Origin of the sequence: Streptomyces sp. NPDC048278 (assembly GCF_040652195.1) — a bacterium.
Lineage (GTDB): Bacteria > Actinomycetota > Actinomycetes > Streptomycetales > Streptomycetaceae > Streptomyces.
The window spans coordinates 1-22,972 of sequence record NZ_JBEZLP010000035.1 but is presented as its reverse complement, the minus strand read 5'-3'; the positions used below and the strand labels follow the sequence as shown (position 1 = coordinate 22,972).

23 protein-coding genes and 4 pseudogenes are annotated in these 22,972 nt (G+C 68.8%); 15 read left to right on the top strand and 12 right to left on the bottom strand.

Going from position 1 to position 22,972, the window contains the following annotated elements:
* Position 1: 1 nt before the first annotated feature.
* From AB0D74_RS40080 to AB0D74_RS40070, 3 genes are all read right to left on the bottom strand, one after another.
* The gene (locus AB0D74_RS40080) at positions 2–808 is read right to left on the bottom strand and encodes an MBL fold metallo-hydrolase (RefSeq protein WP_362598370.1); all 807 of its coding nucleotides are present in this window, start codon (positions 806–808) and stop codon (positions 2–4) included.
* A 37-nt stretch (positions 809–845) separates the two neighbouring features.
* Positions 846–1,457: a DsbA family protein gene (locus tag AB0D74_RS40075; RefSeq protein ID WP_362598367.1), complete on the bottom strand. Its 612-nt coding sequence runs from the start codon at positions 1,455–1,457 to the stop codon at positions 846–848.
* Positions 1,458–1,644: 187 nt separating this feature from the next.
* On the bottom strand, positions 1,645–2,163 hold the full coding sequence (locus tag AB0D74_RS40070) for a MarR family transcriptional regulator (RefSeq protein WP_362598363.1): 519 nt from the start codon (positions 2,161–2,163) through the stop codon (positions 1,645–1,647).
* Positions 2,164–2,386: 223 nt separating this feature from the next.
* Between AB0D74_RS40070 and AB0D74_RS40065 the strand changes: the two genes are divergently transcribed.
* The 3 genes from AB0D74_RS40065 to AB0D74_RS40055 all read left to right on the top strand — a co-directional run bounded on the left by AB0D74_RS40065 (position 2,387) and on the right by AB0D74_RS40055 (position 4,018).
* Entirely contained in the window at positions 2,387–2,848 is a 462-nt protein-coding gene (locus AB0D74_RS40065; protein WP_362598360.1) for a helix-turn-helix transcriptional regulator, read from the top strand.
* Between the two features lie 77 nt (positions 2,849–2,925).
* Positions 2,926–3,558: a hypothetical protein gene (locus tag AB0D74_RS40060; RefSeq protein WP_362598357.1), complete on the top strand. Its 633-nt coding sequence runs from the start codon at positions 2,926–2,928 to the stop codon at positions 3,556–3,558.
* 109 nt (positions 3,559–3,667) lie between these two features.
* Positions 3,668–4,018 carry a DUF2516 family protein gene (locus tag AB0D74_RS40055; protein WP_362598354.1) on the top strand — a complete coding sequence of 117 codons (351 nt, stop codon included), beginning with the start codon at positions 3,668–3,670 and terminating at the stop codon, positions 4,016–4,018.
* A 108-nt stretch (positions 4,019–4,126) separates the two neighbouring features.
* On the opposite strand, the gene AB0D74_RS40050 is transcribed toward AB0D74_RS40055, so the two are convergent.
* The 3 genes from AB0D74_RS40050 to AB0D74_RS40040 form a co-directional block, all read right to left on the bottom strand.
* Positions 4,127–5,437, bottom strand: a complete 1,311-nt coding sequence (locus tag AB0D74_RS40050) for a fused response regulator/phosphatase (RefSeq protein WP_362598351.1) — start codon at positions 5,435–5,437, stop codon at positions 4,127–4,129.
* Positions 5,438–5,726: 289 nt separating this feature from the next.
* Entirely contained in the window at positions 5,727–6,845 is a 1,119-nt protein-coding gene (locus AB0D74_RS40045) for an NlpC/P60 family protein (RefSeq protein ID WP_362598348.1), read from the bottom strand.
* A 197-nt stretch (positions 6,846–7,042) separates the two neighbouring features.
* The gene (locus AB0D74_RS40040; protein WP_362598345.1) at positions 7,043–7,837 is read right to left on the bottom strand and encodes a class I SAM-dependent methyltransferase; all 795 of its coding nucleotides are present in this window, start codon (positions 7,835–7,837) and stop codon (positions 7,043–7,045) included.
* A 246-nt stretch (positions 7,838–8,083) separates the two neighbouring features.
* On the opposite strand from AB0D74_RS40040, the gene mshA reads away from it, so the two are divergent.
* The 3 genes from mshA to AB0D74_RS40025 all read left to right on the top strand — a co-directional run bounded on the left by mshA (position 8,084) and on the right by AB0D74_RS40025 (position 11,746).
* On the top strand, positions 8,084–9,421 hold the full coding sequence (gene mshA, locus AB0D74_RS40035) for a D-inositol-3-phosphate glycosyltransferase (protein ID WP_362598343.1): 1,338 nt from the start codon (positions 8,084–8,086) through the stop codon (positions 9,419–9,421).
* On the top strand, positions 9,414–9,923 hold the full coding sequence (locus AB0D74_RS40030) for a YbjN domain-containing protein (RefSeq protein WP_362598340.1): 510 nt from the start codon (positions 9,414–9,416) through the stop codon (positions 9,921–9,923). The genes mshA and AB0D74_RS40030 overlap by 8 nt, the downstream gene beginning before the upstream one ends.
* 131 nt (positions 9,924–10,054) lie before the next feature.
* Positions 10,055–11,746 (top strand): glycosyl hydrolase family 28-related protein, encoded by a 1,692-nt coding sequence (locus tag AB0D74_RS40025; RefSeq protein ID WP_362598338.1) that lies wholly within the window; start codon positions 10,055–10,057, stop codon positions 11,744–11,746.
* Here the strand turns inward: AB0D74_RS40025 and AB0D74_RS40020 are convergent.
* A complete protein-coding gene (locus tag AB0D74_RS40020) occupies positions 11,722–12,531 on the bottom strand; it encodes an AraC family transcriptional regulator (RefSeq protein WP_362598336.1) in 810 nt (269 codons plus the stop codon). The two genes, AB0D74_RS40025 and AB0D74_RS40020, sit on opposite strands and share 25 nt — an antisense overlap.
* Here AB0D74_RS40020 and AB0D74_RS40015 point away from each other — a divergent pair.
* Together AB0D74_RS40015 and AB0D74_RS40010 are read left to right on the top strand one after the other, a co-directional pair.
* Entirely contained in the window at positions 12,530–12,994 is a 465-nt protein-coding gene (locus AB0D74_RS40015) for a DUF2000 domain-containing protein (RefSeq protein WP_362598333.1), read from the top strand. The genes AB0D74_RS40020 and AB0D74_RS40015 overlap by 2 nt on opposite strands.
* Positions 12,995–13,100: 106 nt before the next feature.
* Positions 13,101–14,228, top strand: a complete 1,128-nt coding sequence (locus AB0D74_RS40010; RefSeq protein ID WP_362598330.1) for a hypothetical protein — start codon at positions 13,101–13,103, stop codon at positions 14,226–14,228.
* A gap of 108 nt (positions 14,229–14,336) precedes the next feature.
* Here the strand turns inward: AB0D74_RS40010 and AB0D74_RS40005 are convergent.
* A pseudogene (locus AB0D74_RS40005) lies at positions 14,337–15,642 on the bottom strand (MFS transporter).
* A gap of 189 nt (positions 15,643–15,831) precedes the next feature.
* Between AB0D74_RS40005 and AB0D74_RS40000 the strand changes: the two are divergent.
* The gene (locus tag AB0D74_RS40000; RefSeq protein WP_089101793.1) at positions 15,832–16,593 is read left to right on the top strand and encodes a phosphoglyceromutase; all 762 of its coding nucleotides are present in this window, start codon (positions 15,832–15,834) and stop codon (positions 16,591–16,593) included.
* 78 nt (positions 16,594–16,671) lie between these two features.
* On the opposite strand, the pseudogene AB0D74_RS39995 reads toward AB0D74_RS40000, so the two are convergent.
* Positions 16,672–17,224 (bottom strand): annotated as a pseudogene (locus AB0D74_RS39995) (tyrosine-type recombinase/integrase); the annotation flags it as partial.
* A gap of 345 nt (positions 17,225–17,569) precedes the next feature.
* Between AB0D74_RS39995 and AB0D74_RS39990 the strand changes: the two are divergent.
* Positions 17,570–18,499, top strand: coding sequence for a TIR domain-containing protein (locus tag AB0D74_RS39990; protein ID WP_362598326.1), 930 nt, complete (start codon positions 17,570–17,572; stop codon positions 18,497–18,499).
* A 105-nt stretch (positions 18,500–18,604) separates the two neighbouring features.
* The gene (locus AB0D74_RS39985) at positions 18,605–19,399 is read left to right on the top strand and encodes a macro domain-containing protein (RefSeq protein WP_362598323.1); all 795 of its coding nucleotides are present in this window, start codon (positions 18,605–18,607) and stop codon (positions 19,397–19,399) included.
* Positions 19,400–19,693: 294 nt separating this feature from the next.
* Here AB0D74_RS39985 and AB0D74_RS39980 read toward each other — a convergent pair whose 3' ends face one another.
* Positions 19,694–19,873 (bottom strand): hypothetical protein, encoded by a 180-nt coding sequence (locus AB0D74_RS39980; protein ID WP_362598320.1) that lies wholly within the window; start codon positions 19,871–19,873, stop codon positions 19,694–19,696.
* A gap of 458 nt (positions 19,874–20,331) precedes the next feature.
* Here AB0D74_RS39980 and AB0D74_RS39975 point away from each other — a divergent pair, with 458 nt between their 5' ends.
* Both AB0D74_RS39975 and AB0D74_RS39970 read left to right on the top strand, forming a co-directional pair.
* Positions 20,332–20,928: a winged helix-turn-helix domain-containing protein gene (locus AB0D74_RS39975; protein ID WP_362598317.1), complete on the top strand. Its 597-nt coding sequence runs from the start codon at positions 20,332–20,334 to the stop codon at positions 20,926–20,928.
* Positions 20,925–21,455 (top strand): transposase, encoded by a 531-nt coding sequence (locus tag AB0D74_RS39970; protein WP_362598648.1) that lies wholly within the window; start codon positions 20,925–20,927, stop codon positions 21,453–21,455. The genes AB0D74_RS39975 and AB0D74_RS39970 overlap by 4 nt, the downstream gene beginning before the upstream one ends.
* Before the next feature lie 13 nt (positions 21,456–21,468).
* On the opposite strand, the gene AB0D74_RS39965 is transcribed toward AB0D74_RS39970, so the two are convergent.
* Together AB0D74_RS39965 and AB0D74_RS39960 are read right to left on the bottom strand one after the other, a co-directional pair.
* Positions 21,469–22,020, bottom strand: a complete 552-nt coding sequence (locus AB0D74_RS39965) for a hypothetical protein (protein WP_362598314.1) — start codon at positions 22,018–22,020, stop codon at positions 21,469–21,471.
* Between the two features lie 125 nt (positions 22,021–22,145).
* Positions 22,146–22,367 (bottom strand): annotated as a pseudogene (locus AB0D74_RS39960) (tyrosine-type recombinase/integrase); the annotation flags it as partial.
* A 5-nt stretch (positions 22,368–22,372) separates the two neighbouring features.
* Between AB0D74_RS39960 and AB0D74_RS39955 the strand changes: the two are divergent.
* Both AB0D74_RS39955 and AB0D74_RS39950 read left to right on the top strand, forming a co-directional pair.
* Positions 22,373–22,495: pseudogene (locus AB0D74_RS39955) on the top strand (ATP-binding protein); the annotation flags it as partial.
* On the top strand, positions 22,495–22,878 hold the full coding sequence (locus tag AB0D74_RS39950) for a hypothetical protein (RefSeq protein WP_362598645.1): 384 nt from the start codon (positions 22,495–22,497) through the stop codon (positions 22,876–22,878). The pseudogene AB0D74_RS39955 and the gene AB0D74_RS39950, both read left to right, overlap by 1 nt.
* Positions 22,879–22,972 lie beyond the last annotated feature (94 nt).

Here is a 22,972-nt window from a genome sequence, read left to right as displayed (position 1 = left end):
GTCAGCCCCACTTCATCTCGCCCTTGGCGACCTTCGCCCCGATCTGGGCGGCGATCAGCATGCCGTTGTCCGGGTAGCGCTTGACGAGCGCGTCGTTGAGCGCAGCGCCGTCGGCGGCCTTGTCCAGTTCCTCCTCGAAGGCGAGCAGGTATGCGCGGGTGGCGCTGATGGCGGAGCTGTCGGCGGGGGTGCCGGGCAGGCGGTGGCCGGGGACGACCAGTTCCGCCTCCAGGGAGGCCATCTCGTCCAGTTGCCCGATCCAGGCGGCGCGTGCCTCGGGGGTGGCGGTGTCGGCGACCCAGACGTGCTCCTGCTGGAAGAGCAGGACGCCGCCGAGCAGGGCGCGGTGCTCGGCCTGCCAGAGGTAGTGGCGGTCCGGCAGCGCGTCCGGGCCGCCCTTGAGCTGGAAGGTGTGACCCTCCAGGGTGAGGTCGCCGGTCAGGGGCTCGATGTCGACCAGGCGGGTGGGCAGGTTCGGGCCGAGCGCGGCCCAGGCCTTGAGCTTGCCCTCGTAGGAGTGCTGGATGTGCTCGATGACGATCGGCGTGGCGACGAACCGCGCGTCGGGGAACGCGTCGGCGATCACCTCGGCACCGAAGTAGAAGTCGGGGTCGGCGTGGGAGACGAAGACGGTGGTCAGTGTCTTGCCGGAGTCGAGGATCTCGGCGGCGAGGCGGTGGCCGTCGGCGCGGGTGAAGGCCGCGTCGACCAGCAGGGCCTCACTCTCGCCGGTGACCAGGGTGGCTGTCTTGTTCTTGCTGCCGGCCGGGAAGTCGAGGTCGAGGACCTTGAAGGAGAGGGTGCTCATCGTTGGCTCCTTGCGGTGGGGTGAGAGGAGGACGGAGTCAGGAGAGGGTCGCGAGCCGCCGGTCGACCTCGTCGGCGGTGGCGTGACCGCGGGCCAGGGGGACGGCCCGGTCACCGTGGACGGCGAGGAGGGTGGGGAAGCCGGTGACGCCCAGTTCGGCGGCGCGGTGGAAGTCGTCCGCCGCCGTGGAGCGGGCCGCGGGGGACTCGAAGGCGGCCACCACGGCGTCGGCGTCCAGTCCGGCCGCGGTGGCGACCTTCCGGTAGGTCGCGGGGTCGGACAGGCTCAGACCGTCGGCGTAGAAGGCCTGCTGAAGGGCGCCGGCCAGCTCGGCGGCACGGTCGGGGGCCGCCTGGCGCAGGGCGGCGACGCCCCGCGCGGCGGCCTCGGAGTCCATCACGAACGAGCCGTCGGCGATCAGCCGCTCGTAGCCCTCACCGAACTCGGCGCCGGTCACTTCGGCGATCTGGGCGTTGGCGCCCTGCACGTACCCGAACTCCCGGATCGGGACCCGGCGCGGGCCGGTGAACAGGCCGCCGGAGACCACCTCGACGGGCAGGTCCGGGTGCCGGGCGGCCACCTCGCGCAGCGTCCGGGTGAACCCGTGGGACCAGCCGCAGTAGGCGTCGAAGACGTAGACGAGCTGCATCGAAGACCTCGGCAAGGGGTGTGGTGCCCGCCTGGTGCGAGCGATTCACCTGACAGAACAGTAACTGACTCGTCAGATATTTCCCCGCGGATGTGACGGCCGCCACATCCGCTCTTCACCGGTCGGTGCACCGGCGCACCCCCGCCCGGCCGCGGCCCGGGAGGAGCCGTCAGGGCAGGCGGGGCCGTCAGGGCAGGCGGGGCAGCTCTTCCCGCGCGGAGTGACTCAGGATCCGCAGGTCCTCGGCGAACCGTTCCCGGTGCTCGGGCGGCAGCGGCTCCAGGAAATGGCGCCGGATGTTCTCCACGTGCAGCCGGGACGCCCGTACGGTCGTCTCCTCGCCGAGCCGGGTGAGCCGCACCAGCCGACCGCGCCGGTCGCCGGGGTCCTCGGCCCGCTCGACCAGCCCGGCCGCCTCCATCCGGTCCACCAGTCGAGTCGCCCCGCCCGTGGTCAGCACCTGCTCCTGGGCGATCGCCCGCATCGACAGCCCCGGTTCACCGGCCCGCCCCAGGATCAGCAGCACTTCGAACATCAGATGGCTGATCCCGCACTCCTGCTCCAGGGCCCGCCCCAGGATGTACTCCAGCCGGTTCGCGGCGCCCTGCAACCGCCCGAACGCCAACACCAGCGCGTCGTCCGCGGCCCCCTTCGCCGACGAGATCTCCGCACCCTCACCGCCACTGCGGTCCTCCACACCGTGCATCCACGCATCATGCCGTGGATACGGCCCGCGTCCATACGGGCGCAGGTTCGGCGGGGCGTGGAGCCGGATCGGACCTGCTTCGGTGAGATCGGAGCAGGTGGCCCGAGACCGGACAGCCGGCGCCGGGTCCGTTCGGCCGTCCGGGTGGCATCCGGGTATGGCGCGGCACACTTTTGCAAGCAGGTGCTTGCAATTGTTAGCGAGGGTGGGGCAGGGTGGAGGTATGGCATCGCTGAACGTCGGCAATCTCGGTGAGTATCTGCGTGAACAGCGGCGCAACGCGCAGCTGTCGCTCAGGCAGCTCGCCGATGCCGCCGGGGTGTCCAATCCGTACCTGAGCCAGATCGAGCGCGGGCTGCGCAAGCCGAGCGCGGAGGTGCTCCAGCAGGTCGCCAAGGCCCTGCGGATCTCCGCCGAGACGCTGTACGTCCGCGCCGGAATCCTCGACGCCGAGCGGGATCTGAACGAGGTGGAGACCCGTGCGGTCATCCTCGCCGACCCCACCCTCGACGAGCGGCAGAAGCAGGTGCTGCTGCAGATCTACGAGTCGTTCAGGAAAGAGAACGGCTTCGGGTCGGACGGCGACGCCGACAGCGGCGCCGGCAGTGATGTCGGCAGCGATGTCGGCAGCGAGAGCGACGACAGCGACGACAGTGAGACCGGTCCACGGCGGACGGCCGGATGAGCCGGCCAAGCGCGCCGGCCGCCACGCCGCGGACCACAAAACCCTCAGCCGAACTTTAATACGGGAGGACCATCACCATGGCCATCACCGACGACCTGCGCAAGACCCTCAGCGACCCGACTCCGCTCTACTTCGCCGCCGGCACCGCCGACCTGGCCCTCCAGCAGGCCAAGAAGGTCCCCGGCCTGGTCGAGCAGCTGCGTGCCGAGGCCCCGGCCCGCATCGAGGCGGTCCGCAAGGCCGACCCGAAGGCCGTCCAGGAGAAGGCCGCCGCCCGCGCCAAGGAGGCCGGTGTCAAGGCCAAGGAGGCGCAGGCCAGCCTCCAGACCAGGGTCAACGACTTCATCGTCTCCCTCGACGGCGACCTCAAGAAGCTCGGCGAGTCCGCCCAGGACTTCGCGCTGCGCCAGGTCGGCGTGGCCGCCGAGTACGCCGTCAAGGCCCGCGAGACCTACGAGAAGGTCGCCGAGCACGGTGAGCAGGCGGTGAAGACCTGGCGTGGCGAGGCCGCCGACGAGATCGAGGACCTGGCCATCGCCGTCGAGGGCAAGCCCGAGGCGGTCGCGGTCAAGGAGGACGGGAAGAAGGCGGACGAGCCGAAGGCCGCCGAGGCCAAGCCGGCCGCCGCGAAGAAGGCCCCGGCCGCCAAGAAGACCCCGGCCCCGCGCAAGGCCACCCCGGCCAGGAAGTCCACTCCGCCGGCCAAGTAACCGGCGCACGCGTCAGCAGAACGTATGGACCGGGCACCATGAGGGTGCCCGGTCCGTTCTACGGGTACGGTGGCCGCGTAGGGATCGGGAGAGAGCGGGTGGTGACGGCATGCTGATGCTGGGATTCGCAGGGTTCCTGGGACTGCTGAAGATCGTCCTGATGGCCCTGGCAGCGTTCGGGCTGGTCGACGCCGTGTTCCGGCGCGAGGACGCGTTCCGCGCCGCCGACAAGCAGAACAAGATGTTCTGGCTGATCATCCTGGCCATCGCCCTGGTCGTCAGCTACCTCTTCTCGATCCTCTCCATCCTCCCGATCGCGGGCCTGGTGGCGAGCATCGTCTACCTCGTCGACGTCCGCCCCGCCGTCAAGCAGGTGTCCGGCGGTGGCGGCGGCTGGCGAGGCCGCCGCGGCGGCAGCAGCAGCGACGGCCCGTACGGCCCGTACAACGGCGGTCGCTGAAGCGCCCCGTCGGCAGCGCCCCGTAAGGGGCGCGGGGAACTGCGCGATCAGCCACCCACACACCCGCGGGCGGCCGACCACCGAACCGGAAACGGCGAGCAGCCGCTCTCAAACGCCCCGATCCAGAAGAACGACGGCCACGTCATCCGTCAGCTCGCCCCCATTGAGCTGCCGCACCTCATTGACCGCCGCCCGCAGCAACGCCTCCCCGCTCAGGCCGGAGGCCAGCTGACGGCGGACCATCGCGACCATCCCCTCCTGCCCCAGCCGCTCCCCGCCCGAGCCCACCCGGCCCTCGATCAGACCGTCGGTGTAGAGCATCAGGCTCCACTCGGCGCCCAGCTCCACCTGCATCCGCGGCCACCGCGCACCCTTCAGCAGCCCCAGCGCCGGGCCGTTGTTCTCGTACGGCAGCAGCTCGGCCGGCCGCCCGGGCCGGGCCACCAGCGGTGCCGGATGCCCGGCGAGGCAGAGCCCGGCCCGGCGTCCGTCCGGCGTGATGTCGACGGTGCAGAGCGTCGCGAAGATCTCCTCGTCGGAGCGCTCGTGCTCCAGCACCTCCTGCAGCGTGGACAGCAGCTCGTCGCCGCACAGCCCCGCCAGGGTCAGCGCCCGCCAGGCGATCCGCAGCTCCACGCCGAGCGCGGCCTCGTCCGGGCCGTGCCCGCAGACGTCACCGATCATCGCGTGCACGGTCCCGTCGGGCGTGCGCACGGTGTCGTAGAAGTCGCCGCCGAGCAGCGCACGGGAGCGGCCCGGGCGGTAGCGGGCGGCGAAGCGCAGCGAGGAGCCGTCGAGGAGGGGCGTGGGCAGCAGGCCCCGCTCAAGACGGCGGTTCTCCTGCGCGCGCAGCCGCCCCTCCGCGAGCTTGCGCTCGGTCGTGAGGGAACGTTTGCGCTCGACGGCGTACCGGATGGCGCGGCTCAGCAGCCGGCCGTCCAGTTCGTCCCGGAAGAGGTAGTCCTGCGCGCCGACGCGCACGGCCTCGGTGCCGCGCTCGGCGTCACCGGAGGCGGTGAGGGCCAGCACGGCGTGCCGGGGCGCGAGCTCCAGGACGTGCTTGAGCACGCCGAGCTCGCCCTCCGTACCCTTGCCGCCCGGCGCCGGCAGCGCCAGGTCCAGCAGGATGCAGTGGACGTCGTCGGTCAGCAGCCGCTCGGCCTCGGTGAGGTTGCGGGCGGTGCGGACGCGGATCGAGGTGCCGGAGGCGTCCTGCAGCTCGGGCAGGACGGGTGAACCGGCCGGATCGTCCTCGATCAGCAGCAGGGTGAGAGTGGTGCCGCCGGCGTTCTGGGCGACGGCTTCCGTGCGGTTGGCCTCTTCCTTGAGGGGGCCGCCGCCCTGTGCGGGCGCGACGGCCGGCGCCTGACCACTCTCCACGGCCGGGATCGCTCTCTGCCGCGGTACGGGTACGGGCATCGTGTTGGGTTCCTTCCCTCCCCCCGAGGGCATGGCGGGGCGAGGGACCTCGACCCACCAGACGGGGACCATAGCGTTACTGGCCACCGCAACGGAATGGTGTGAGCCGCGTCGCTCTGTCTCAGGCCAGTGTCATATGCCGCGTGCCGTACCGCAGTTGGACAAGCGGGCCGCCCGGCGGGGATGACGAAGGTCACGTGGGGCCCGGGTTTGAGCGGGCGTTGCGGTGTACTGGGTCACATGACCCGGCTCACGAAAGGGACATCACGCCTGAAACCTCCGGCGGTGCTCAGGCGTCCGGCCGTACCACCCCGAGGATCGGCATCGACCCCGCGCCGCCGATCGACACCGTCCGCCCCGGGCGCGGGGCCTGGATGATCGCGCCGTCCCCGATGTACATCGCGACATGGCTGGCGTCGTCGAAGTAGATGATCAGGTCGCCGGGGCGCATGTCCTTCACGTCGACGTGCCTGAGCTGCTTCCACTGCTCCTCGGAGGTGCGCGGGATCGGCTTCCCGGCGCTCGCCCAGGCCTGCGAGGTCAGCCCGGAGCAGTCGTACGAGTCCGGGCCCTCGGCGCCCCACACGTACGGCTTGCCGAGCTGGGCGGTGGCGAACGCGACCGCCTTCTTCCCCGCCGCGGAGGCCTTGCTGTGGATGTCGTCGAGTATCCCGGTGTCCAGCCAGGCGGTCTGTGCCTGGTAGGCCGACTCCCGCTCCAGCTCGGCGAGACGCTCCTTCTGCTTCTTCTCCAGCGTCGACTCGAGCTTCTCGGCGGCGGCGATCCGCTGCGTGATCTTCTTCTTGGCGGCGGCCTTCGCCTTGCGGCCCGCCTCCAGCCGGTTCCACTGGTCGGCCGCGTCCGCCGCGTACTGCTTCAAGTCCTGCTGGGTCCTGGTCACTTCCCTGATCAGGGCCTTGGTCGCACGCTCGCCCTGGAGCACCCGCCCGGCCCCGTCCAGGAACTCGGAGGGGTTGTCGCTCAGCATCAGCTTGGCGGAGTCCGGCAGTCCGCCGGTGCGGTACTGGGCGGCGGCGGCCCGGCCCGCCCGCTCCTTCAGCTCGTCGAGCCTCTGCTGACCCTTGACGATCTTCTTGGCCAGGCCGACGATCTCGGCGGACTGCTTCTGGGCCGCTTCCTCCGCGGCGTTGTACGCGTCGGTGGCGACGGCCGCGTCGTGGTAGAGCTTGTCCAGCTTGTCCCGGACGGCTCCGAGGTCCTTGTCCGGTACGACGGTCACGGAGGCGGAGGTGCCGGCGGAGGCCGACGCGCCGGGTGAGGGGGTCGGCTTGGGTGCCGCGAACGCCGCGCCCGGTGCCGCGAGCACCGTGACCGCGCAGACCACGGTCACCGCCGTCGCCAGGATCCCGCGCCCGCCCGCCCGGACGGTGTGCATGTCCGGTCCCATGACCCGACCCTCCACAACTGATTAACCGTCAGTAACTTATGGCACGTGGAGGATCGTGCCACGGTGCGCCGCAAAGCGACAGAGGTGACGGCAGGTGGGTTCCTCCCCGGTTTCCCCCCCGAGCATGACGATCTCCCCGCCTTTGTGACGAACGACTCACCGAGATCGTTCCCGCCCCACCCGTCAGGCCCCGCCCGTCAGGTCCTGGGCGCCAAGGCCCCCCACGTCACCGTCACTTCGCCCTGCCGCCAGCGCACCGCCGAGTCCGTCACCGGCCAGTCGGCCGTCAGGTCCCGCACCGCCCGGATCCACCGCTGCCGGGCGCCGTACGACGCGTAGGGCGCGGCTGCCGCCCACGCGCGGTCGAAGTCCCGCAGGAACGCGTGCACCGGCTCGCCCGGCACGTTGCGGTGGATGAGCGCCTTGGGCAGCCGTTCCGCGAGGTCGGACGGGCGGTCCAGGGAGCCGAGCCGGGCCGCGAAGGTCACCGTCCGCGGCCCCTCCGCCCCGAGCGCGACCCACACGTGCCGCCGCCCGATCTCGTCGCAGGTCCCCTCGACCAGCAGTCCGTCCGGCGCGAGCCGCCCGCACAGCCGCCACCACACCTCGGCGACCTCGCCCTCGTCGTACTGCCGCAGCACGTTGGCCGCGCGGACGAGCAACGGCCGCCCGGGGACCGGGATCTCGAACCCGCCGTGCCGGAAGGTGAGCCCCTCGCGCTCGTACGGCCCGGCCGCGGTGACCCGCGCGGGCTCGATCTCCACCCCGACGACACGCGTGCGGGGCGCGACGGTCCGCAGCCTGCCGAGCAGTTCGACCGCGGTCCAGGGCGCCGCCCCGTAACCGAGGTCGACGGCAACGGGATCGACGGCCCGCCGCAGCACGCCCCCGTGCGTGGCGGCGATCCACCGGTCCATCCGCCGCAGCCGATTGGGATTGGTGGTCCCGCGCGTCACCGTCCCCACGGGGCGGGAAGCGGCGCGGGTATTCATGCCTACGAGAGTAAAGCGCCCCGTAGGGGCGCGGGGAACTGCGCGCTCAGCCCCCACCGACCCGCACCCGACCCCGCGGCCGCACCGCCCCCACGCATCCCACCCTCGAACGGTTGAGCGACGACAAGCAATGTGTCGGCAAAATCGCCCACCCCGGAATGGGAATCCCTCCCTCCGCGTTGCACCCCGTTGGAGGGCACTCGATGCCCACCCGACGGCATGCCCGCACCGAGAGAGGACCGCCACGTGAGCCAGTACGTCAGCAGGCTCGGGCGTCGCTCCCCGTCGGCTGCCTCCCGGCTCCGCCGGGCCCGCCGGCCGCGCCGCGTCGCCATGCTCTCCGTGCACACCTCTCCGCTCCACCAGCCCGGCACCGGCGACGCCGGCGGCATGAACGTCTACATCGTCGAGCTCGCGCAGCGCCTCGCCGCGATCGACATCGAGGTCGAGATCTTCACCCGGGCCACCTCCGGCGGCCTCCCGCCCACCGTCGAGCTCGCCCCGGGCGTCCTCGTCCGGCATGTCGACGCGGGACCGTACGAGGGCCTCGCCAAGGAGGACCTCCCGGCCCAGCTGTGCGCCTTCACGCACGGCGTGATGCAGGCCTGGGCCGGCCACCGCCCCGGCCACTACGACCTCGTCCACTCGCACTACTGGCTCTCCGGCCACGTCGGCTGGCTCGCCGCCCAGCGCTGGGGCGTCCCCCTGGTGCACGCCATGCACACCATGGCCAAGGTCAAGAACGCCAGCCTCGCCGACGGCGACACCCCCGAGCCCGCCGCCCGGGTCATCGGCGAGACCCAGATCGTCGCCGCCGCCGACCGCCTCATCGCGAACACCGCCGAGGAGGCCGACGAGCTCGTACGGCACTACAGCGCCGACCCCGGCAAGGTCGCCGTCGTCCACCCCGGCGTGAACCTCGACCGGTTCCGCCCGGCGGACGGACGGAAGGCGGCCCGCGCCCGTCTGGACCTCCCGCAGGACGCCCTGATACCGCTCTTCGCGGGCCGCATCCAGCCCCTCAAAGCCCCCGACGTGCTGCTCCGCGCCGTGGCCGTGCTCCTCGACGAGCGCCCGGAGCTCCGCTCCCGGATCCTCGTGCCGATCGTCGGCGGCCCCAGCGGCAGCGGTCTCGCCAAGCCGGAGGGCCTCCAGAAGCTGGCCGCGCGGCTCGGTGTCGCGGACGTCGTCCGGTTCCGCCCGCCGGTCGGTCAGGAACAGCTCGCGGACTGGTTCCGGGCCGCCTCGGTCCTGGTCATGCCCTCCTACAGCGAGTCCTTCGGCCTGGTGGCGATAGAGGCGCAGGCGGCGGGGACGCCCGTCCTCGCGGCCTCCGTCGGCGGCCTGCCGGTGGCCGTGCGGGACGGCGAGACCGGCTTCCTGGTGCGCGGCCACGATCCCGCCGACTACGCGCGCGTGCTGGGCCGTTTCGCCGACGACGCCACTCTGGCGGACCGTTTCGGCGGCGCCGCCGCCCGGCACGCCCAGTCCTTCGGCTGGGACACGGCCGCCGCCGCCACCGCCGACGTCTACCTGGCCGCGACCCAGTCCCACCGCCGTCGCGTACGCTCGGCCCATGGGTGATGGTGCACAGGAACGGCAGGCCGCGCAGGTCATCGAGGATGTCCTGAAGGACGCCGAACTGGAGTGGGAGAGCCCCGAGTCCGGCACCTACGTCGTGCAGCTCCCCGGCACCCGCAAGCTGAAGACGACCGTCTCCCTCATCGCCGGCCGCCACTCCCTCTCCCTGAACGCCTTCGTCATCCGGCACCCGGACGAGAACGAACCGGCCGTGCACCGCTGGCTCCTGGAGCGCAACCTCAAGCTGTACGGCGTGAGTTACGCCGTCGACCGGCTCGGCGACATCTACGTCACCGCCCGCCTCCCGCTCTCCTCAGTCACCGCCCCCGACCTCGACCGGCTCCTCGGCCAGGTCCTGGAGGCCGCGGACGGCGCCTTCAACACCCTCCTGGAGCTGGGCTTCGCCGCCGCGATCCGCAAGGAGTACGCGTGGCGGGTGTCCCGGGGCGAGTCGACGCGGAACCTGGACGCGTTCACGCACCTGATCGAGCGTCCCGCTGACTGACTTCAGGTCCATACCTGATTAAGACCTGCACGACTCTTTCGAGGTGCGGGAGTGCCGTGGCATGCTCACGCCCGACGCGCATATGAACGTCGTTCACAACCATGAAAGCCGCCATGGGAAGGACGTACGGCATGGGCAGCACGCACCACGGCGTGAGCGCAGGTATGAGCGCAGGTACGGCCGCCGGCATGACCAGACGGGCCCTGCTCGCCGGCGCCACGGCGGTGGCCGCGACCGCCGTGGCGGGCGGCACGGCGCACGCCTCCGACGGCCAGGTCCCCTCCCTCTGGCGGGAGTTCCGGCGCACCCCCTTCACCCACCCGCAGATCCCCTACGTCGGCCGGGCCGGAGCGGCCCGCATCCGCCGCCTCCCCGTCGTCGCCGACGTCCGCGCGTACGGTGCCGTCGCCGACGGCGTCACCGACTGCGCCCCCGCGATCAACCGTGCCATCGCCGCTGCCGCCAGGGCCGGCGGTGGCACGGTCACCATCCCGCCCGGCACCTTCCGCATCGACGGCCTGATCCTGATCGGCCACGACAACGTGGTGCTGCGCGGCGCCGGCAGCGGCCGTACCACCCTGTACGCGACGAAGAACCTCACCGAGCTGATCGGCCCGTACGGCTCCCGCTACGGCGGCACGAAGTCGGCGTGGTCCTGGGCCGGCGGGCTCATCTGGCTGGCACCGAAGTCCCGTTGGGACTCCCTGGTCGCCGCGATCAGGGCGCAGGCCTGGCCCTTCGAGGGCTGGACGGGCAACAAGCGGGACGAGTGGGAGCAGCTGACGCCCGTCGCACCGGCCCGGCAGGGCGACCGCACGGTCACCGTCGCCGACCCCTCCCGCCTCCGCCCCGGCCGCCTGGTCCTGCTCCGGGTCGCCGACGACCCCGCCCACACCCTCCTCCAGCACATGTCGGGCGGCGGCCCGGGACCGGCGTCGTACTACTGGGAGGACAAGACCAAGCTGCTGTCGTACGTCCCCTACGAGTGGCCCGTCCGGGTCACCGCGGTGCGCGGCCACCGGGTGACCCTGGAACGCCCGCTGCCGCTGGACCTCCGCCCGGAGTGGAACCCCCAGTTCACCACCCATGTCCGCGAGCTGACCGGCTCCGGCGTCGAGGGCCTCACCCTCGACGTCATGGAGACCCCGCAGTCCCCGCACCTGCTCGACAAGGGCTACAACGGGGTCGTCCTGCAATGCGCGTACGACTGCTGGGTGGACGACGTCACCGTCCGCAACGTCGACAACGGCTTCGGCCTGGTCGCCGCCTCCGCCTGCACCCTGCGCCGCACCCGGGTCGGCGGCCGGGGCGAGCACCACCCCTACTTCTGCCGCGAGGGCTCGCACGACAACCTGATCGAGGACTTCACCGTCGAGCAGCGCACGGTCCCGGCCCCCGCCGACACCCAGCTGCACGGCATCAACGTCGAGGGGCTCTCCTCCCACAACGTCTGGTCACGCGGCGAGATGCAGATGGGCACCTTCGACTCCCACCGCGGCCTGCCCTTCGCCAACGTCCGCACCGACATCACCGTGGACAACAACGGCCGGCACGGCGGCGACGCCAACGCCGGACCGTTGTTCGGCGCCCGCTTCACCCACTGGAACGTCCGGGTGACCAACGGCCGCGCGGGCCTGATGCGCCTCGACGGACTGGCCCCGTGCTCCGCCACGGTCGGCCTCAACACGGTCACCGACTTCGACCAGATCGACGTACCGGACTTCACCGGCGACCTGAACTCCCGCCTGGAGCTGTACGGCACCTGGGACGCGGTACGGCCGCCGAACCTGTACGAGGCTCAGCGCGCGCTGCCGCTCCGGTAGCGCCCGGGGGTCACCCCGACCAGCCGCTTGAAGTGCCGGGTGAGGTGGGCCTGGTCGTAGAAGCCGGTGGCGGTGGCCGTCTCGCCGGGCGGCAGGCCGTCGAGCAGCAGCCGGCGGGCCCGGCCGACCCGGCGGGACATCAGGTACTGGTGCGGGGCGATGCCGTACGCGCCGCTGAACGCCCGTACCAGGTGGGCGGGGTGGGCGTGCAGCAGCCGGGCCGCCTCCTCCAGGGCGAGTCCGTCGGCGGTCCGCTCGTCGAGGAGTTCGCGCAGGGAACGGGCGAGGGCCGGGTCGGGCGGCCGTCCGGTCGCCGGCCGGGGGCGGAGCAGGTCCCGCAGCCGCTCGCCGATGAGGGTGAGCCGGCTCTCGGCCTCCAGCTCGTCGCCGGGGCGGACGAGGGCGGTGTGCAGCAGTCCGACCCGTTGCCGCAGCAGCGGGTCCCGCAGGTCGGGCCCGTCGACGGCGGGCCCGATGAGATCCGGTCCGAGGATGCTCTGGTCCAGGTAGACCACGCGCTTGCGGAAGCCGTCGGCGGTGGCGGGGGAGCCGTTGTGCGGCACGTGCGGGGGCAGCAGGGACACGGTGTCGGCCGGGGTGCCGTGCTCGTGGCGTTCGAGGTCGTACCGGACGGCGCCGGCGTCCACGATGAGCAGCGTCCAGGCGTCATGGACGTGCATCGGGTAGGCGTACTCGGTGAAGCGGGCGTGGAAGACCTCGGTGACGCCCGGGACCCGGGGGCGCCAGGCGGTGACTTCCTGTGTGACGGACTGCCGGGCGGCCATGCAAAGAACGTACAAGACCCGGCCGGAGGACGCCCGGCAGGCTCGGGGCATGAGCACTTTCGACACGAAGATCGCCGTGCTGCTGCGGGACGACCTGGAGCCCTGGCAGCGCCTGAACGTGACCGCGTTCCTGGTCAGCGGCCTGGGCGCGACAGTCCCCGAGGTGGTCGGGGAGCCGTACGAGGACGCCGACGGCGTCGCCTACCTGCCGATGTTCCGGCAGCCGGTACTGGTCTTCGAGGGCGCCAAGGAGACCCTGAAGGCCGCCCACGAGCGGACGCTGAGCCGCGCCCTGCCCCGGGCCGTCTTCACCGCGGACCTGTTCTCGACCGGCAACGACCGCGACAACCGGGCGGCGGTCCGTGCCGTGCCCACGGCGGAGCTGGACCTGGTGGGGCTCGCGGTGTACGGGCCGCGGAACGGGGTGGACAAGGTGCTGAAGGGGGCGCGGATGCATCCGTGATCCGCCGATCCGCCTCTTCGCCCGACCGGAGGAATCCCGTTCGGTGACCGAGTGATCCGATCATCGTAATTGTTGCGGTCGGGGTCGGATGTCGCATGTGACAGTCATGCGATACATCAGAGTCTGCAGTGTGGCCGCGGTTGCGGCAGCGATCGTCACGTGCCTGACGGGCGGACCGGCGAGTGCCGGGGATTCCGACCGTGTTCCGTGCAGCGGGACGGCGCTGAACCTCGCCATCGCCACCGCGCGGAACGGCGAGACCATTGATCTCCGTCGCGACTGCACCTACCTCCTGAGCGCCGCTCTGCCGACCGTCGGCAAGGACCTCACGATCCGGGGCAACGGCGCGACGATCCTGCGGGACGGGACGACCGCCTCCCCGTTCCGGATCTTCGACATCAACTCGAACGGGAACCTGCGCCTTCAGGACCTCACCGTCCGCGGCGGATATCTCACCGCCACCTCCACCTCCGGGGACGGCGCCGGCATCCGCGTCAACGGCGGCGCGCTCAGGCTGTCGAAGGTCGACGTGGTCGACAACACCGCCGTGGCCAACGGCGGCGGCATCGCGGTGGAGTCGGGCGGCTCGGCGGACATCAGAAGCAGCTACGTCGCGTTCGACAACGCGGGCAACGGCGGCGGCCTCTACACCGCGGGGACCGTGACCGTCGAGAACTCCGAGTTCGCCCGCAACCACGCCCGGACTTCCGGCGGCGGGATCTACCAGGCCACCGGCAGCACCTTCATCGGCACGAGCGTGATCCGGCGCAACACCGCGGCCGGGTCCGCGAGCGGCGGCGGCGTCCACATCGCAGGCAGCCAGTTGACGGAGATCGTCGACAGCAAGATCACGAACAATACCGACACGGGCACCGCGGGCGGCGGGATCTACAACAACGGCAACCTGAAGCTTACGAAGTCCGAGGTCAGCGGCAACGTCGTCGGTGGCTCCTCGGGCCAGGGCGGCGGCATCTACAACTCGGGCAGGCTCTACCTCAAGAGCACCGACGTCTTCCGCAACAGCGCGAACGGCGGCGGCAGCTCCGTGGGCGGCGGCATCTACAACACCGGCGGAACCGTCACCCTCGACCACAGCACCGTCCGCAACAACGCCTCCACGGTGGCACCGGGCGGCGTCCGGACGAACGTCGCGATCACGCTCAGGGACTCCACCATCACCCGGAACATCCCGACGAACTGTGCCCCGTTGACGTTCACGGGCTGCACGGACTGAGCCGTCCCGGCGGTCGGGCGCCTGCCCTCGGCCTGCGTGGGCAGGGGCCCGACCGTGCTGGGGCAGGCGCCCGACCGTGCTGAGGGCAGGGGCGGCTCCCGACCGTGCTCAGGTCGCCCGCACCCCCGCGTCCGTGCCCGCGTCCGTGCCCGTGTTCGTCTCCGCCCCCGCCTCCGCCTCCGCCCCCGCCAGGCCCGCGGCCACCGGCCGCTCCGCCGGCAGCCGCCGCATCAGCAGCCCGTACCCGGCAGCCGCCGCCGTCCCCACGACCGCGCACACCCCCCCACAGCCACCGCGCCCCGAACCGGTCGATGACCACACCGGACATCAGCGGTGCGATGAGCGCGGCGGCCGACCAGGACAGCGTGTACATCCCCTGGTACCTGCCCCTCCCGTGCACCGGCGAGAGCTGCACCACCAGTCCTGTCTGGGTGGGCGCGTTGACGATCTCGGCGAGCGTCCACACGCACACGGTGAGCGCGAACACCCCGACCGACCCGGCGAACGCGGTGAGCCCGAACCCGTACCCCGCGAGGAGGGACGAGACGACGAGCAGGGAGCGCGGATCCCGGTGCTGGATGACCCGGGTCACCGGAATCTGGAGCACCACGATGAGGACGCCGTTCACCGCGATGGCCATGCCGTAGTCGGCGGGCGAGAACCCGGCCTCCCCCATCGCCACCGGCAGCCCGACCGACCCCTGCTGGAAGATCAGGGCGACGAGGAACGACAGCCCGACGACGCCCATGTACCGCCCGTCGCGCACCACGGTCAGCAGGCTGACCGCGTCGTCCCCGGCGGCCTCCGCGGCGGCCTTCTGCGGTCGCGACTCGGGCAGCCGCAGGAAGACGAGGACGGCGCAGACGGCGGTCATCCCCGCCTCGATCAGGAACCCGGCGCGGTAGCTCACCTCGGCGATGAACCCGGCTCCCATGGACGACACCGCGAAGCCCAGGTTGATCGCCCAGTAGTTGAGCGAGAAGGCCCGCACCCGGTCCTCGGGCCGCACGATGTCGGCCATCATCGCCTGCACGGCCGGCCGGGAGGCGTTGGAGGCCACGCCGACCAGGAAGGCGACGGCGGCGATGGCGACGGGGTCGCTGACGAACCCGAGCAACGCGACGGCCGCGGCGGTGGACCCCTGCGCGACGAGCAGCGTCGGCCGCCGCCCGAGCCGGTCGGCCATCACCCCACCCGCCAGGGACGAGACGACTCCGCCCAGCCCGTGCAGGGAGGCGACGAGTCCGGCGTACGACGCGCTGTACCCCCGGTCGAGGGTCAGGTACAGGGCCATGAAGGTGGCCACGAAGGCGCCCAGCCGGTTGACGAGGGTGCTGGTCCACAGCCACCAGAACTCCCGGGGCAGACCGGAGACGGTCTCCCGGGCGGCGCGGCGCAGGGCGGCGGACGGCATGGTTCCCCCAGGGCAGGCGTGAGCGGGTGCGGACGCAGCGGATGTAAGTGCCCCCCGCCGCAACTGGAACTTACTCACCCCCCGCTCGCCTGAGCCAGTCAATTAACAGATGCAGTCAACTGTCCGCCCCCTGGGACGCCCCGCGGGCGCCCGCCCGCCGCCCCGAATCCGTGGATTACGCTCTGTCCCATGGCCGACGCACCGTACAAGCTGATCCTCCTCCGTCATGGCGAGAGCGAGTGGAACGCGAAGAACCTGTTCACCGGCTGGGTGGACGTCAACCTCAACGAGAAGGGCGAGAAGGAGGCAGTCCGCGGCGGTGAGCTCCTGAAGGACGCCGACCTGCTCCCCGACGTGGTCCACACGTCCCTCCAGAAGCGGGCGATCCGCACGGCGCAGCTCGCCCTCGAAGCCGCCGACCGCCACTGGATCCCGGTCCACCGCAGCTGGCGCCTGAACGAGCGCCACTACGGCGCCCTCCAGGGCAAGGACAAGGCGGCGACGCTGGCCGAGTTCGGCGAGGAGCAGTTCATGCTCTGGCGCCGCTCGTACGACACCCCGCCCCCGCCGCTCGCCGACGACTCGGAGTTCTCCCAGTCGGCCGACCCCCGCTACGCCTCCATCCCCCCGGAGCTGCGCCCGCGCACGGAGTGCCTCAAGGACGTCGTCGTCCGCATGCTTCCCTACTGGTACGACGGCATCGTCCCCGACCTCCTGGCCGGCCGCACGGTCCTCGTCGCCGCCCACGGCAACAGCCTGCGCGCCCTCGTCAAGCACCTCGACGGCATCTCGGACGCCGACATCGCCGGCCTGAACATCCCGACCGGTATCCCCCTCGCCTACGAACTCGACGCCGACTTCAAGCCCCTCACCCCCGGCGGCCAGTACCTCGACCCGGACGCGGCAGCCGCAGCCATCGAGGCGGTCAAGAACCAGGGCAAGAAGAAGTAGGGTTTGTGATCATGCCCCCGACCTGCGCAAACGGCGCGGTGCGGGGGCATTCTCACGACCTGGGCCCACTGTGGGCCCTCAGTGCCCCGGATCCTGCGGCCGGAGCGCGCTCCCGATGGCATTCCGGGCGCGGTCCCGGCTGCTGGGCATGAGGTGCGCGTACACCTTCAGCGTCAGTCCCGGGTCGGAGTGCCCCAGGTACTCACTGACTGCCTTGATGCTCTCTCCCGCGTCCAGCAGAACCGACGCGTAGAAGTGCCTCAGGGCGTGCATGCCGTGCTCCCGCGCGGCAGCGCTCACGGCTCTTGGCCTTGGGGATGACGCCCGCCTTGGCGAGCGAGGGCTTCCAGTGGTCCTCATTCAGCGACGTACGCCAGACGTGGCCGCCGTTGGGCCCGCTGAAGATGAGCCGCTTGGTCACCGGCTGACCGGTCGCCCGCATCCACGGCAACGTGACCTCGACAGGCGGGAAGCGCTTGATGTGCTCCCGGAGGGCTTCCACCACAGGATCGGGCAGAGGCACGTCACGGAGCTTCCCGCCCTTCGGGGGCGCGAACACGGCCTTGCTCAGACTCAGCTTGAGTTGCTGCACCACGTGCAGGGTGTTGCTCTCGAAGTCCAGCTCATCGACGCACAGCGGGTGAGCTGTCGTTGCCAGAGCATCTCTTGTCTGTTGGACCCGACAACAGGCGCGGTGGCGACAACGTACGCATCGAAGTTCCGACTCAAGCGGGCCGGAGCACAACCTGACAGCAAGGCGTCTGATGCCGCCTTCACTGGTTGACTCTTCCCAGCTTTGGTGCTGCTCGTCCTGACGCGTAACCCAGGACGAGCAGGCATCCAGCCTTCCGAGCCGAAGTCGTCGACCCGCTAGGGATGCGCTCTGGGAGCAGTCCACCTCAAAAGGCAACCAAGACATGGCCGTTTGGGGCATCATGTCTTTTCACTGGAGTGACACAGGGCGGGGATGGATAACATGCAAGTCTTCATCAGTTGGTCGGGAGATATCTCCAAGCGATGCGCGGAGATCCTTCGGGATTGGCTCCCCTTTATCAATCAGGAGATCACTCCGTTCGTCTCGTCGCAGGACATTTCGAAGGGAGAGCGGGGGCTATACGCCATCGCTACTCAACTGCAAGAGTGTTCCTTTGGTGTCGTGTGTGTCACGCGCGAAAATCAATCGGCCCCATGGATCAATTTCGAATCCGGTGCCATTTCCCGAGTTTTGGGTGAAAGTTCACTCGTCCCCTTTCTGCTAGACATGCCGATCAAAGATCTTACGGGCCCGCTAACTCAGTTTCAGGCTACCGATAGTTCGAGCCAGGAAGACGTGTGGGCCATGGTTAAATCCATAAATGATAAATGTGAGAATAAAGTTGATCAGGAACGTTTGCGCACAATCTTTGATAAATTCTGGAGTGATCTAGAGAGTGGTCTCATAGAGCTTCGGGGGCAGCAGCCCAAGGGTCAGTTCCCTGAACGTCACACTTCGGAAATCTTGAACGAGTTGGTAGGTCTGGTTCGGGAACAGAGCACCCGTCTCGGAAGCCTGGAAAAGAGAGTGGAATCTCTTGGTATCACCTCGTCGCAGTATCCGGTCTACGAACCTAGGGAGATGCCTACTGCTGATTGGCGAAGGCAAATTGTCAGCGCTCGTGAGGTATCCGCCGACGCGAGGCGCCGCGCTGTAACGGCGGTACGTCAAATTGACGATATTCTGGGCCCTGATGTCGTATTGGGTACCAAAGTCGGCAAATACGGCACGGAAGTAGTTTTGAGCGCTCAAGCAGTAAGGAGGATCGAGGGCTTTGAGTCGGCCTTGAGTGATGCGGCGGTTAACAATTCGACGGGCATCCACCTCCTGTCGGAAGAGGGAGTGGAGGTGTATTCGCATCCACCCTTTTAGGCTCTATTGAATTCCCTGGGGGTAGATATGATTCCAGTCGTGCGCCGATTGTGGTCGGTCATGTGTACAGCTAGAGGGCGGGCATTAGTGTCCACCAATTTCGCTGTGGCCTTCACGGCGCTTGCTGGTATCGTCCAGCTTGTCCTTGCAGTCCGGCCCGTAGCTATGCTGCAAGGAGGGCGAGTTCTTCTCGCTGTCTCTGCCCTATCGGCTCTTTGGGCATCCATGAAATCCATGCCGAAAAGAGAATTTAGTCGCGAATTCTCGCATCCGAATTTTACGGTCACGGTGAAGGTTGGAGACCTATTTTCCGTAAATTCCGATCTCATAGTTGGATTTACTGATGTCTTTGATACGTCTGTGAGTGACGGGGATATCATATCACCGAAGAGTGTGCAGGCTCAATTTCTCTCTAGAGTCTTCAGCGGGGACGAGGGAAATCTAAATAGTGCGCTAGATGATGCTCTTCGTGGTCGTCGAGTTTCATTCGTTGAGAGTGATGCCGCGAAATCGCGGGGAAAGCGTAAGCGGTATCCAATCGGCACGGTTGCTGTATTGGTCCGCCAGTCGGTGAGGTATTATTGTGTCGCATATTCTCGCATGAGCAACAATCTTTCGGCTCAATCTAGCGTCGACAACCTGTGGAACTGCCTCAATGGGACGTGGGCGTCGGTTTCTGAATATGGGCATTTGAATCCCGTGGCCATCCCGGTATTGGGATCGGGTCTGGCTAAGGTGGATAATCTCGATCACGAGAGCCTAATCAAGATGATCATTCTCTCTTTCGTGGCGCGGTCGAGAGAAGGTGTTGTGTCGCGCAAACTGACGGTGGTAGTTCATTCGGATGATATTGAATACGTTGACTTGAATGAAGTTCGAGCCTTCCTGTACTCCCTTTAAGGCTGCTCTTCTTCGTTACTGGGGCCCAGGGCGACACTGTCGGGCCCTCTCTGGGCCCTCCGAGGTCGACAGCGGTCGACCAACAACGACCAACAACGACGGCTCAACCGCAGGTCGGTTGAGGTGAGCACCCCCCTGACCAGGGCCGAAAAACGGGCCCCCCAGACCCAGGGCAAGAAGAAGTAACCCCGCACGAAGAAGCCCCTCACCTGCTGTTTCTCTGCGGGTGAGGGGCATTTTGGTGACCTGGGGCCGCCTGTGGGCCGTCAGGTGCTGGATCGGACGACCGGGCCGTCAGACGCGTCGGCGCCAGCGGCGGACACGGATGTCGAGGGCGATCAGCAGGGCCGTCGGGACGGCGACCATGGCGGGGGCGTGGGCCCAGAGGGCGAGCGCGCCGCCGGCTGTGCCGATGAGGGTGATCGGTAGGTCACGGGGACGGATGTCGACGGTGACACCTGCGCGTGGGACCATGTGGCCTCCATCTGTGGTCGGTTCCTGGCTAGGGTTTCCGAACGCGGAAATGGAAACGAATGCCGCCCCTGCCAGGGCGGCATTCTCATGTGCTGAGACTTTCGCACACCACTGCGTCACAGGACAAACGTGCAGCTAGGGCAGGCATTTCTACTTCTACAGTAGAAAAGTCGCAGGATGGACCCTCTGTTAGGGAAGATATTTCATGCGTTGAATGGTTCATTCAAGGCGTTGAACTGCGAGAACCTCCCTCGCGAGCAAGGTTCTGCAGGCATCTTTCACGGTGTTTCCTCATCTTTCCTTGCTAGCTAGGAAGCTCCCTCCCTAGGCAGGTAGATGTGGGCCTGAAGCTCACTTTCTGGGCCTGAAGCTCGGATCTGCTCTGAGCTTCAATGCAAATTCCTCGTACGCTTGAGCGACTGTATTTCTTGTCCGTTCTTGGCTAGAGATCTTTAACGGTGGGGGTTACGCGGAGGCGTGACGGTTGTCGTGGGCCGCGCTATGCCGGGAGGACGAGGTATCCCGATGGCGGTGGATTGACGGCCGAGGAACGGGCTCGTCGTGAGAGAGTCCGGCTCGCTGCCGCTGACCTGATCGAAGCCGGGGCCAGTGACTGGGAGGTGGCCCGGCGGTTCAGGGTGACCCGGATGTCGGCGAATCGCTGGCGGCGGGCGTTGGCTTCGGGCGGTCGGCAGGCCCTGGCTTCCATGAGTCCCGGTGGAGCCCGCTGCAAGCTCGCCCCGGAACAACTCCGCGTTTTGCAGACGGCGTTGGATGCTGGCCCGGCAGCGTGCGGCTGGAGTGACCAGTGCTGGACGCTGGCGAGGATCGCCGAGGTCGCGCGCCGCCGGTTCGACGTGGAGTACACCCTGGCCGGGCTGGACTTGTTGCTGCACCGCATCGGCTGGAGTGTGCAGGTCCCCTCTCGTAAGGCCACAGAGCGGAGCGAGGCAAAGATCGCCGTCTGGAAGGACGAGCAGTGGCCCGTCATACAAAGAGGGCGGCGGACTTGGGCGCCTGGGTCTGATTCGAGGACGAAGCCGACCAGGGCCTGAGGCCACCCAAGGGCCGCACCTGGGGCCGCCGGGGCCACACCCCGGTGGTGCGCGTCACCGCCGCAGGCACCAAACGCGTCTCCATGGCAGCACTGATCTGCACCAAAGACGGTCATCGGCCTCGGCTGATCTACCGCATCCACCTCGACCGTGGTCCCGCCAGGGGCCGCCGCAAGGGCTTCACCGAGACCGACTACGCCCGCGTGCAGGATGCCGCGCACCAGCAGCTCGGCGGCCCCGTCGTCTTGGTGTGGGACAACCTGAACACGCACGTCAGCCGCACCATGCACGAGCTGATCGACGCCCGATTATGGCTGACCGTCTACCAACTGCCGCCGCGCTCTCCCGAACTCAACCCCGTCGAGGGCGTGTGGTCGCACCTGAAGAAGTCTCTGGCCAACCTGACCAAACACAGCCTCGAGCAGCTCACCGCGTTGGTGAAGACGCGGCTGAAGCGGATGCAGTACCGCCCGCGCCTCATCGAGGGACTCATCGCCACAACCGCGCTCGACCTCCAACCTCCGTAACGGCAAAGATCTCCTAGAAGTAGGAGGCCACCAGGTCGCGGTCCACCGTGATGGTGTCGCGATCCAGTGCGGGCAGCCCCAGGTGGTCACAGATCAGCTGGGTCAGATGCTCCTCGTAGGTCTCGTTCTCGTAGTCCAGACCGGCCGCCGTGAAGAGGGAGGCCATCTTGTTGGGCCAGTATTCTCCGACGTAGTCGGGGCCTTCGTAGTCGATGCAGGACGATGTCTGGCCGTCCTTGTAGTGGTACGCCTTGGGCCGGTGGGCCTGGGCAATGGACGGGTTGGGAACGAACACCATCAGCTCAGTGCCTTGGGGGCACAGCTCGCGGTAGTCGATCTCGTCGAAGTCGCCGCGGGACGGGTTGAACATGTGGTGAACGATCACGCCCCAGTCACCGGGTGCCGTGTCGTTGCCGTAGGCGAACGGCGGCCGATGGTGCGCGGACAGTCCTTCGGCCATGGCGGCCAGGCCGGTCCCCTTGAAGTAGACCAGGACGCTTTCGTCGTCCCCACACCAGTCTTCTTCCAGCCACGCTATGACGCCGCAGTTGATCCAACTTGTCATGCTCAGTAACATAACCGGCGCCACTGACATACCAGCGCACAGAGCCGCCACTCGACGCCAAGACCAACCGCGTCACCCGCGCCGTCGAGGCGCTCAGGCACATCCAGCCGCCGTAACCCGCACCGTTAAAGATCTCTAGAGGGCATCAGGTGCGCGTACACCCGGAGCGTGAGGACGGGGTCCGCATGGCCGAGGTACTCGGCGAGAGCCTTGACGTTCTCTCCGGCGTCAAGGAGCACCGAAACGTAGAAGTGGCGGAGGGCATGCATGCCGTTCTCGCGTGGCTCGGCGTACGACTGGCCCGGCGTCCGCTCGGGGATCACGCCGGCCGAGGCCAGAGCCCGCTTCCGCCGGCCGGGGGCTGGGCATGGTCAGCGCTCTCGCGCACAGGGTTGTCGTCCAGGGCGCCGAGGGCGGCTACACGGTCACCGTGGAACTCTTCGTGAACGCCCAGCGGGGAGGCCACCCGTGCTGATGGACAAGCCCCGGCGGGGTTTCTGGTGCGAGTGCTGGACCGAGGACCTCACGGACGGGACGCGGTGGCCGGCACTCCGGGCGTCCTTCGACACCTACTCCGCCCCCCAGGCAGACAGATGGGTCGCCATCGCACTCCGCACCATCTCACCCGCACTCGACCCCGACGCCTCGGACGAGGTCTGGGCCTGGCTCCACGACGGCCGCGCCGAAACCCGACGAGCCCTGCTGCGCTTAGAACCCTGCACAGTGTCAGTCACCCAGGCCAGCACCCGTATCACCTGGGCGATCCGGCCGGTCATCCTCCTGCCACTGGCCCACCGCCAAGACAGCGAACTCCCAGCTTGTACAAACGATTTCAAGCCGCGGAGGACTGGTGTCTAAGACGCCATTTCAGTTGGCGTGATCTTGCGGCAGTCTGGGGTGATGACTGCTGCGCTTGTCGAGCGGATGGCGCCGGAAGAGCTGTGGACGTTGT

Coding starts and splice junctions, on each gene's coding strand:
- AB0D74_RS40080 (WP_362598370.1), bottom strand. CDS start 808: ATGAGCACCCTCTCCTTCAAGGTCCTCGACCTCGACTTCCCGGCCGGC.
- AB0D74_RS40075 (WP_362598367.1), bottom strand. CDS start 1,457: ATGCAGCTCGTCTACGTCTTCGACGCCTACTGCGGCTGGTCCCACGGG.
- AB0D74_RS40070 (WP_362598363.1), bottom strand. CDS start 2,163: ATGCACGGTGTGGAGGACCGCAGTGGCGGTGAGGGTGCGGAGATCTCG.
- AB0D74_RS40065 (WP_362598360.1), top strand. CDS start 2,387: ATGGCATCGCTGAACGTCGGCAATCTCGGTGAGTATCTGCGTGAACAG.
- AB0D74_RS40060 (WP_362598357.1), top strand. CDS start 2,926: ATGGCCATCACCGACGACCTGCGCAAGACCCTCAGCGACCCGACTCCG.
- AB0D74_RS40055 (WP_362598354.1), top strand. CDS start 3,668: ATGCTGATGCTGGGATTCGCAGGGTTCCTGGGACTGCTGAAGATCGTC.
- AB0D74_RS40050 (WP_362598351.1), bottom strand. CDS start 5,437: ATGCCCGTACCCGTACCGCGGCAGAGAGCGATCCCGGCCGTGGAGAGT.
- AB0D74_RS40045 (WP_362598348.1), bottom strand. CDS start 6,845: ATGGGACCGGACATGCACACCGTCCGGGCGGGCGGGCGCGGGATCCTG.
- AB0D74_RS40040 (WP_362598345.1), bottom strand. CDS start 7,837: ATGAATACCCGCGCCGCTTCCCGCCCCGTGGGGACGGTGACGCGCGGG.
- AB0D74_RS40030 (WP_362598340.1), top strand. CDS start 9,414: ATGGGTGATGGTGCACAGGAACGGCAGGCCGCGCAGGTCATCGAGGAT.
- AB0D74_RS40025 (WP_362598338.1), top strand. CDS start 10,055: ATGGGCAGCACGCACCACGGCGTGAGCGCAGGTATGAGCGCAGGTACG.
- AB0D74_RS40015 (WP_362598333.1), top strand. CDS start 12,530: ATGCAAAGAACGTACAAGACCCGGCCGGAGGACGCCCGGCAGGCTCGG.
- AB0D74_RS40020 (WP_362598336.1), bottom strand. CDS start 12,531: ATGGCCGCCCGGCAGTCCGTCACACAGGAAGTCACCGCCTGGCGCCCC.
- AB0D74_RS40010 (WP_362598330.1), top strand. CDS start 13,101: ATGCGATACATCAGAGTCTGCAGTGTGGCCGCGGTTGCGGCAGCGATC.
- AB0D74_RS40000 (WP_089101793.1), top strand. CDS start 15,832: ATGGCCGACGCACCGTACAAGCTGATCCTCCTCCGTCATGGCGAGAGC.
- AB0D74_RS39990 (WP_362598326.1), top strand. CDS start 17,570: ATGCAAGTCTTCATCAGTTGGTCGGGAGATATCTCCAAGCGATGCGCG.
- AB0D74_RS39980 (WP_362598320.1), bottom strand. CDS start 19,873: ATGGTCCCACGCGCAGGTGTCACCGTCGACATCCGTCCCCGTGACCTA.
- AB0D74_RS39965 (WP_362598314.1), bottom strand. CDS start 22,020: ATGACAAGTTGGATCAACTGCGGCGTCATAGCGTGGCTGGAAGAAGAC.
- AB0D74_RS39950 (WP_362598645.1), top strand. CDS start 22,495: ATGGACAAGCCCCGGCGGGGTTTCTGGTGCGAGTGCTGGACCGAGGAC.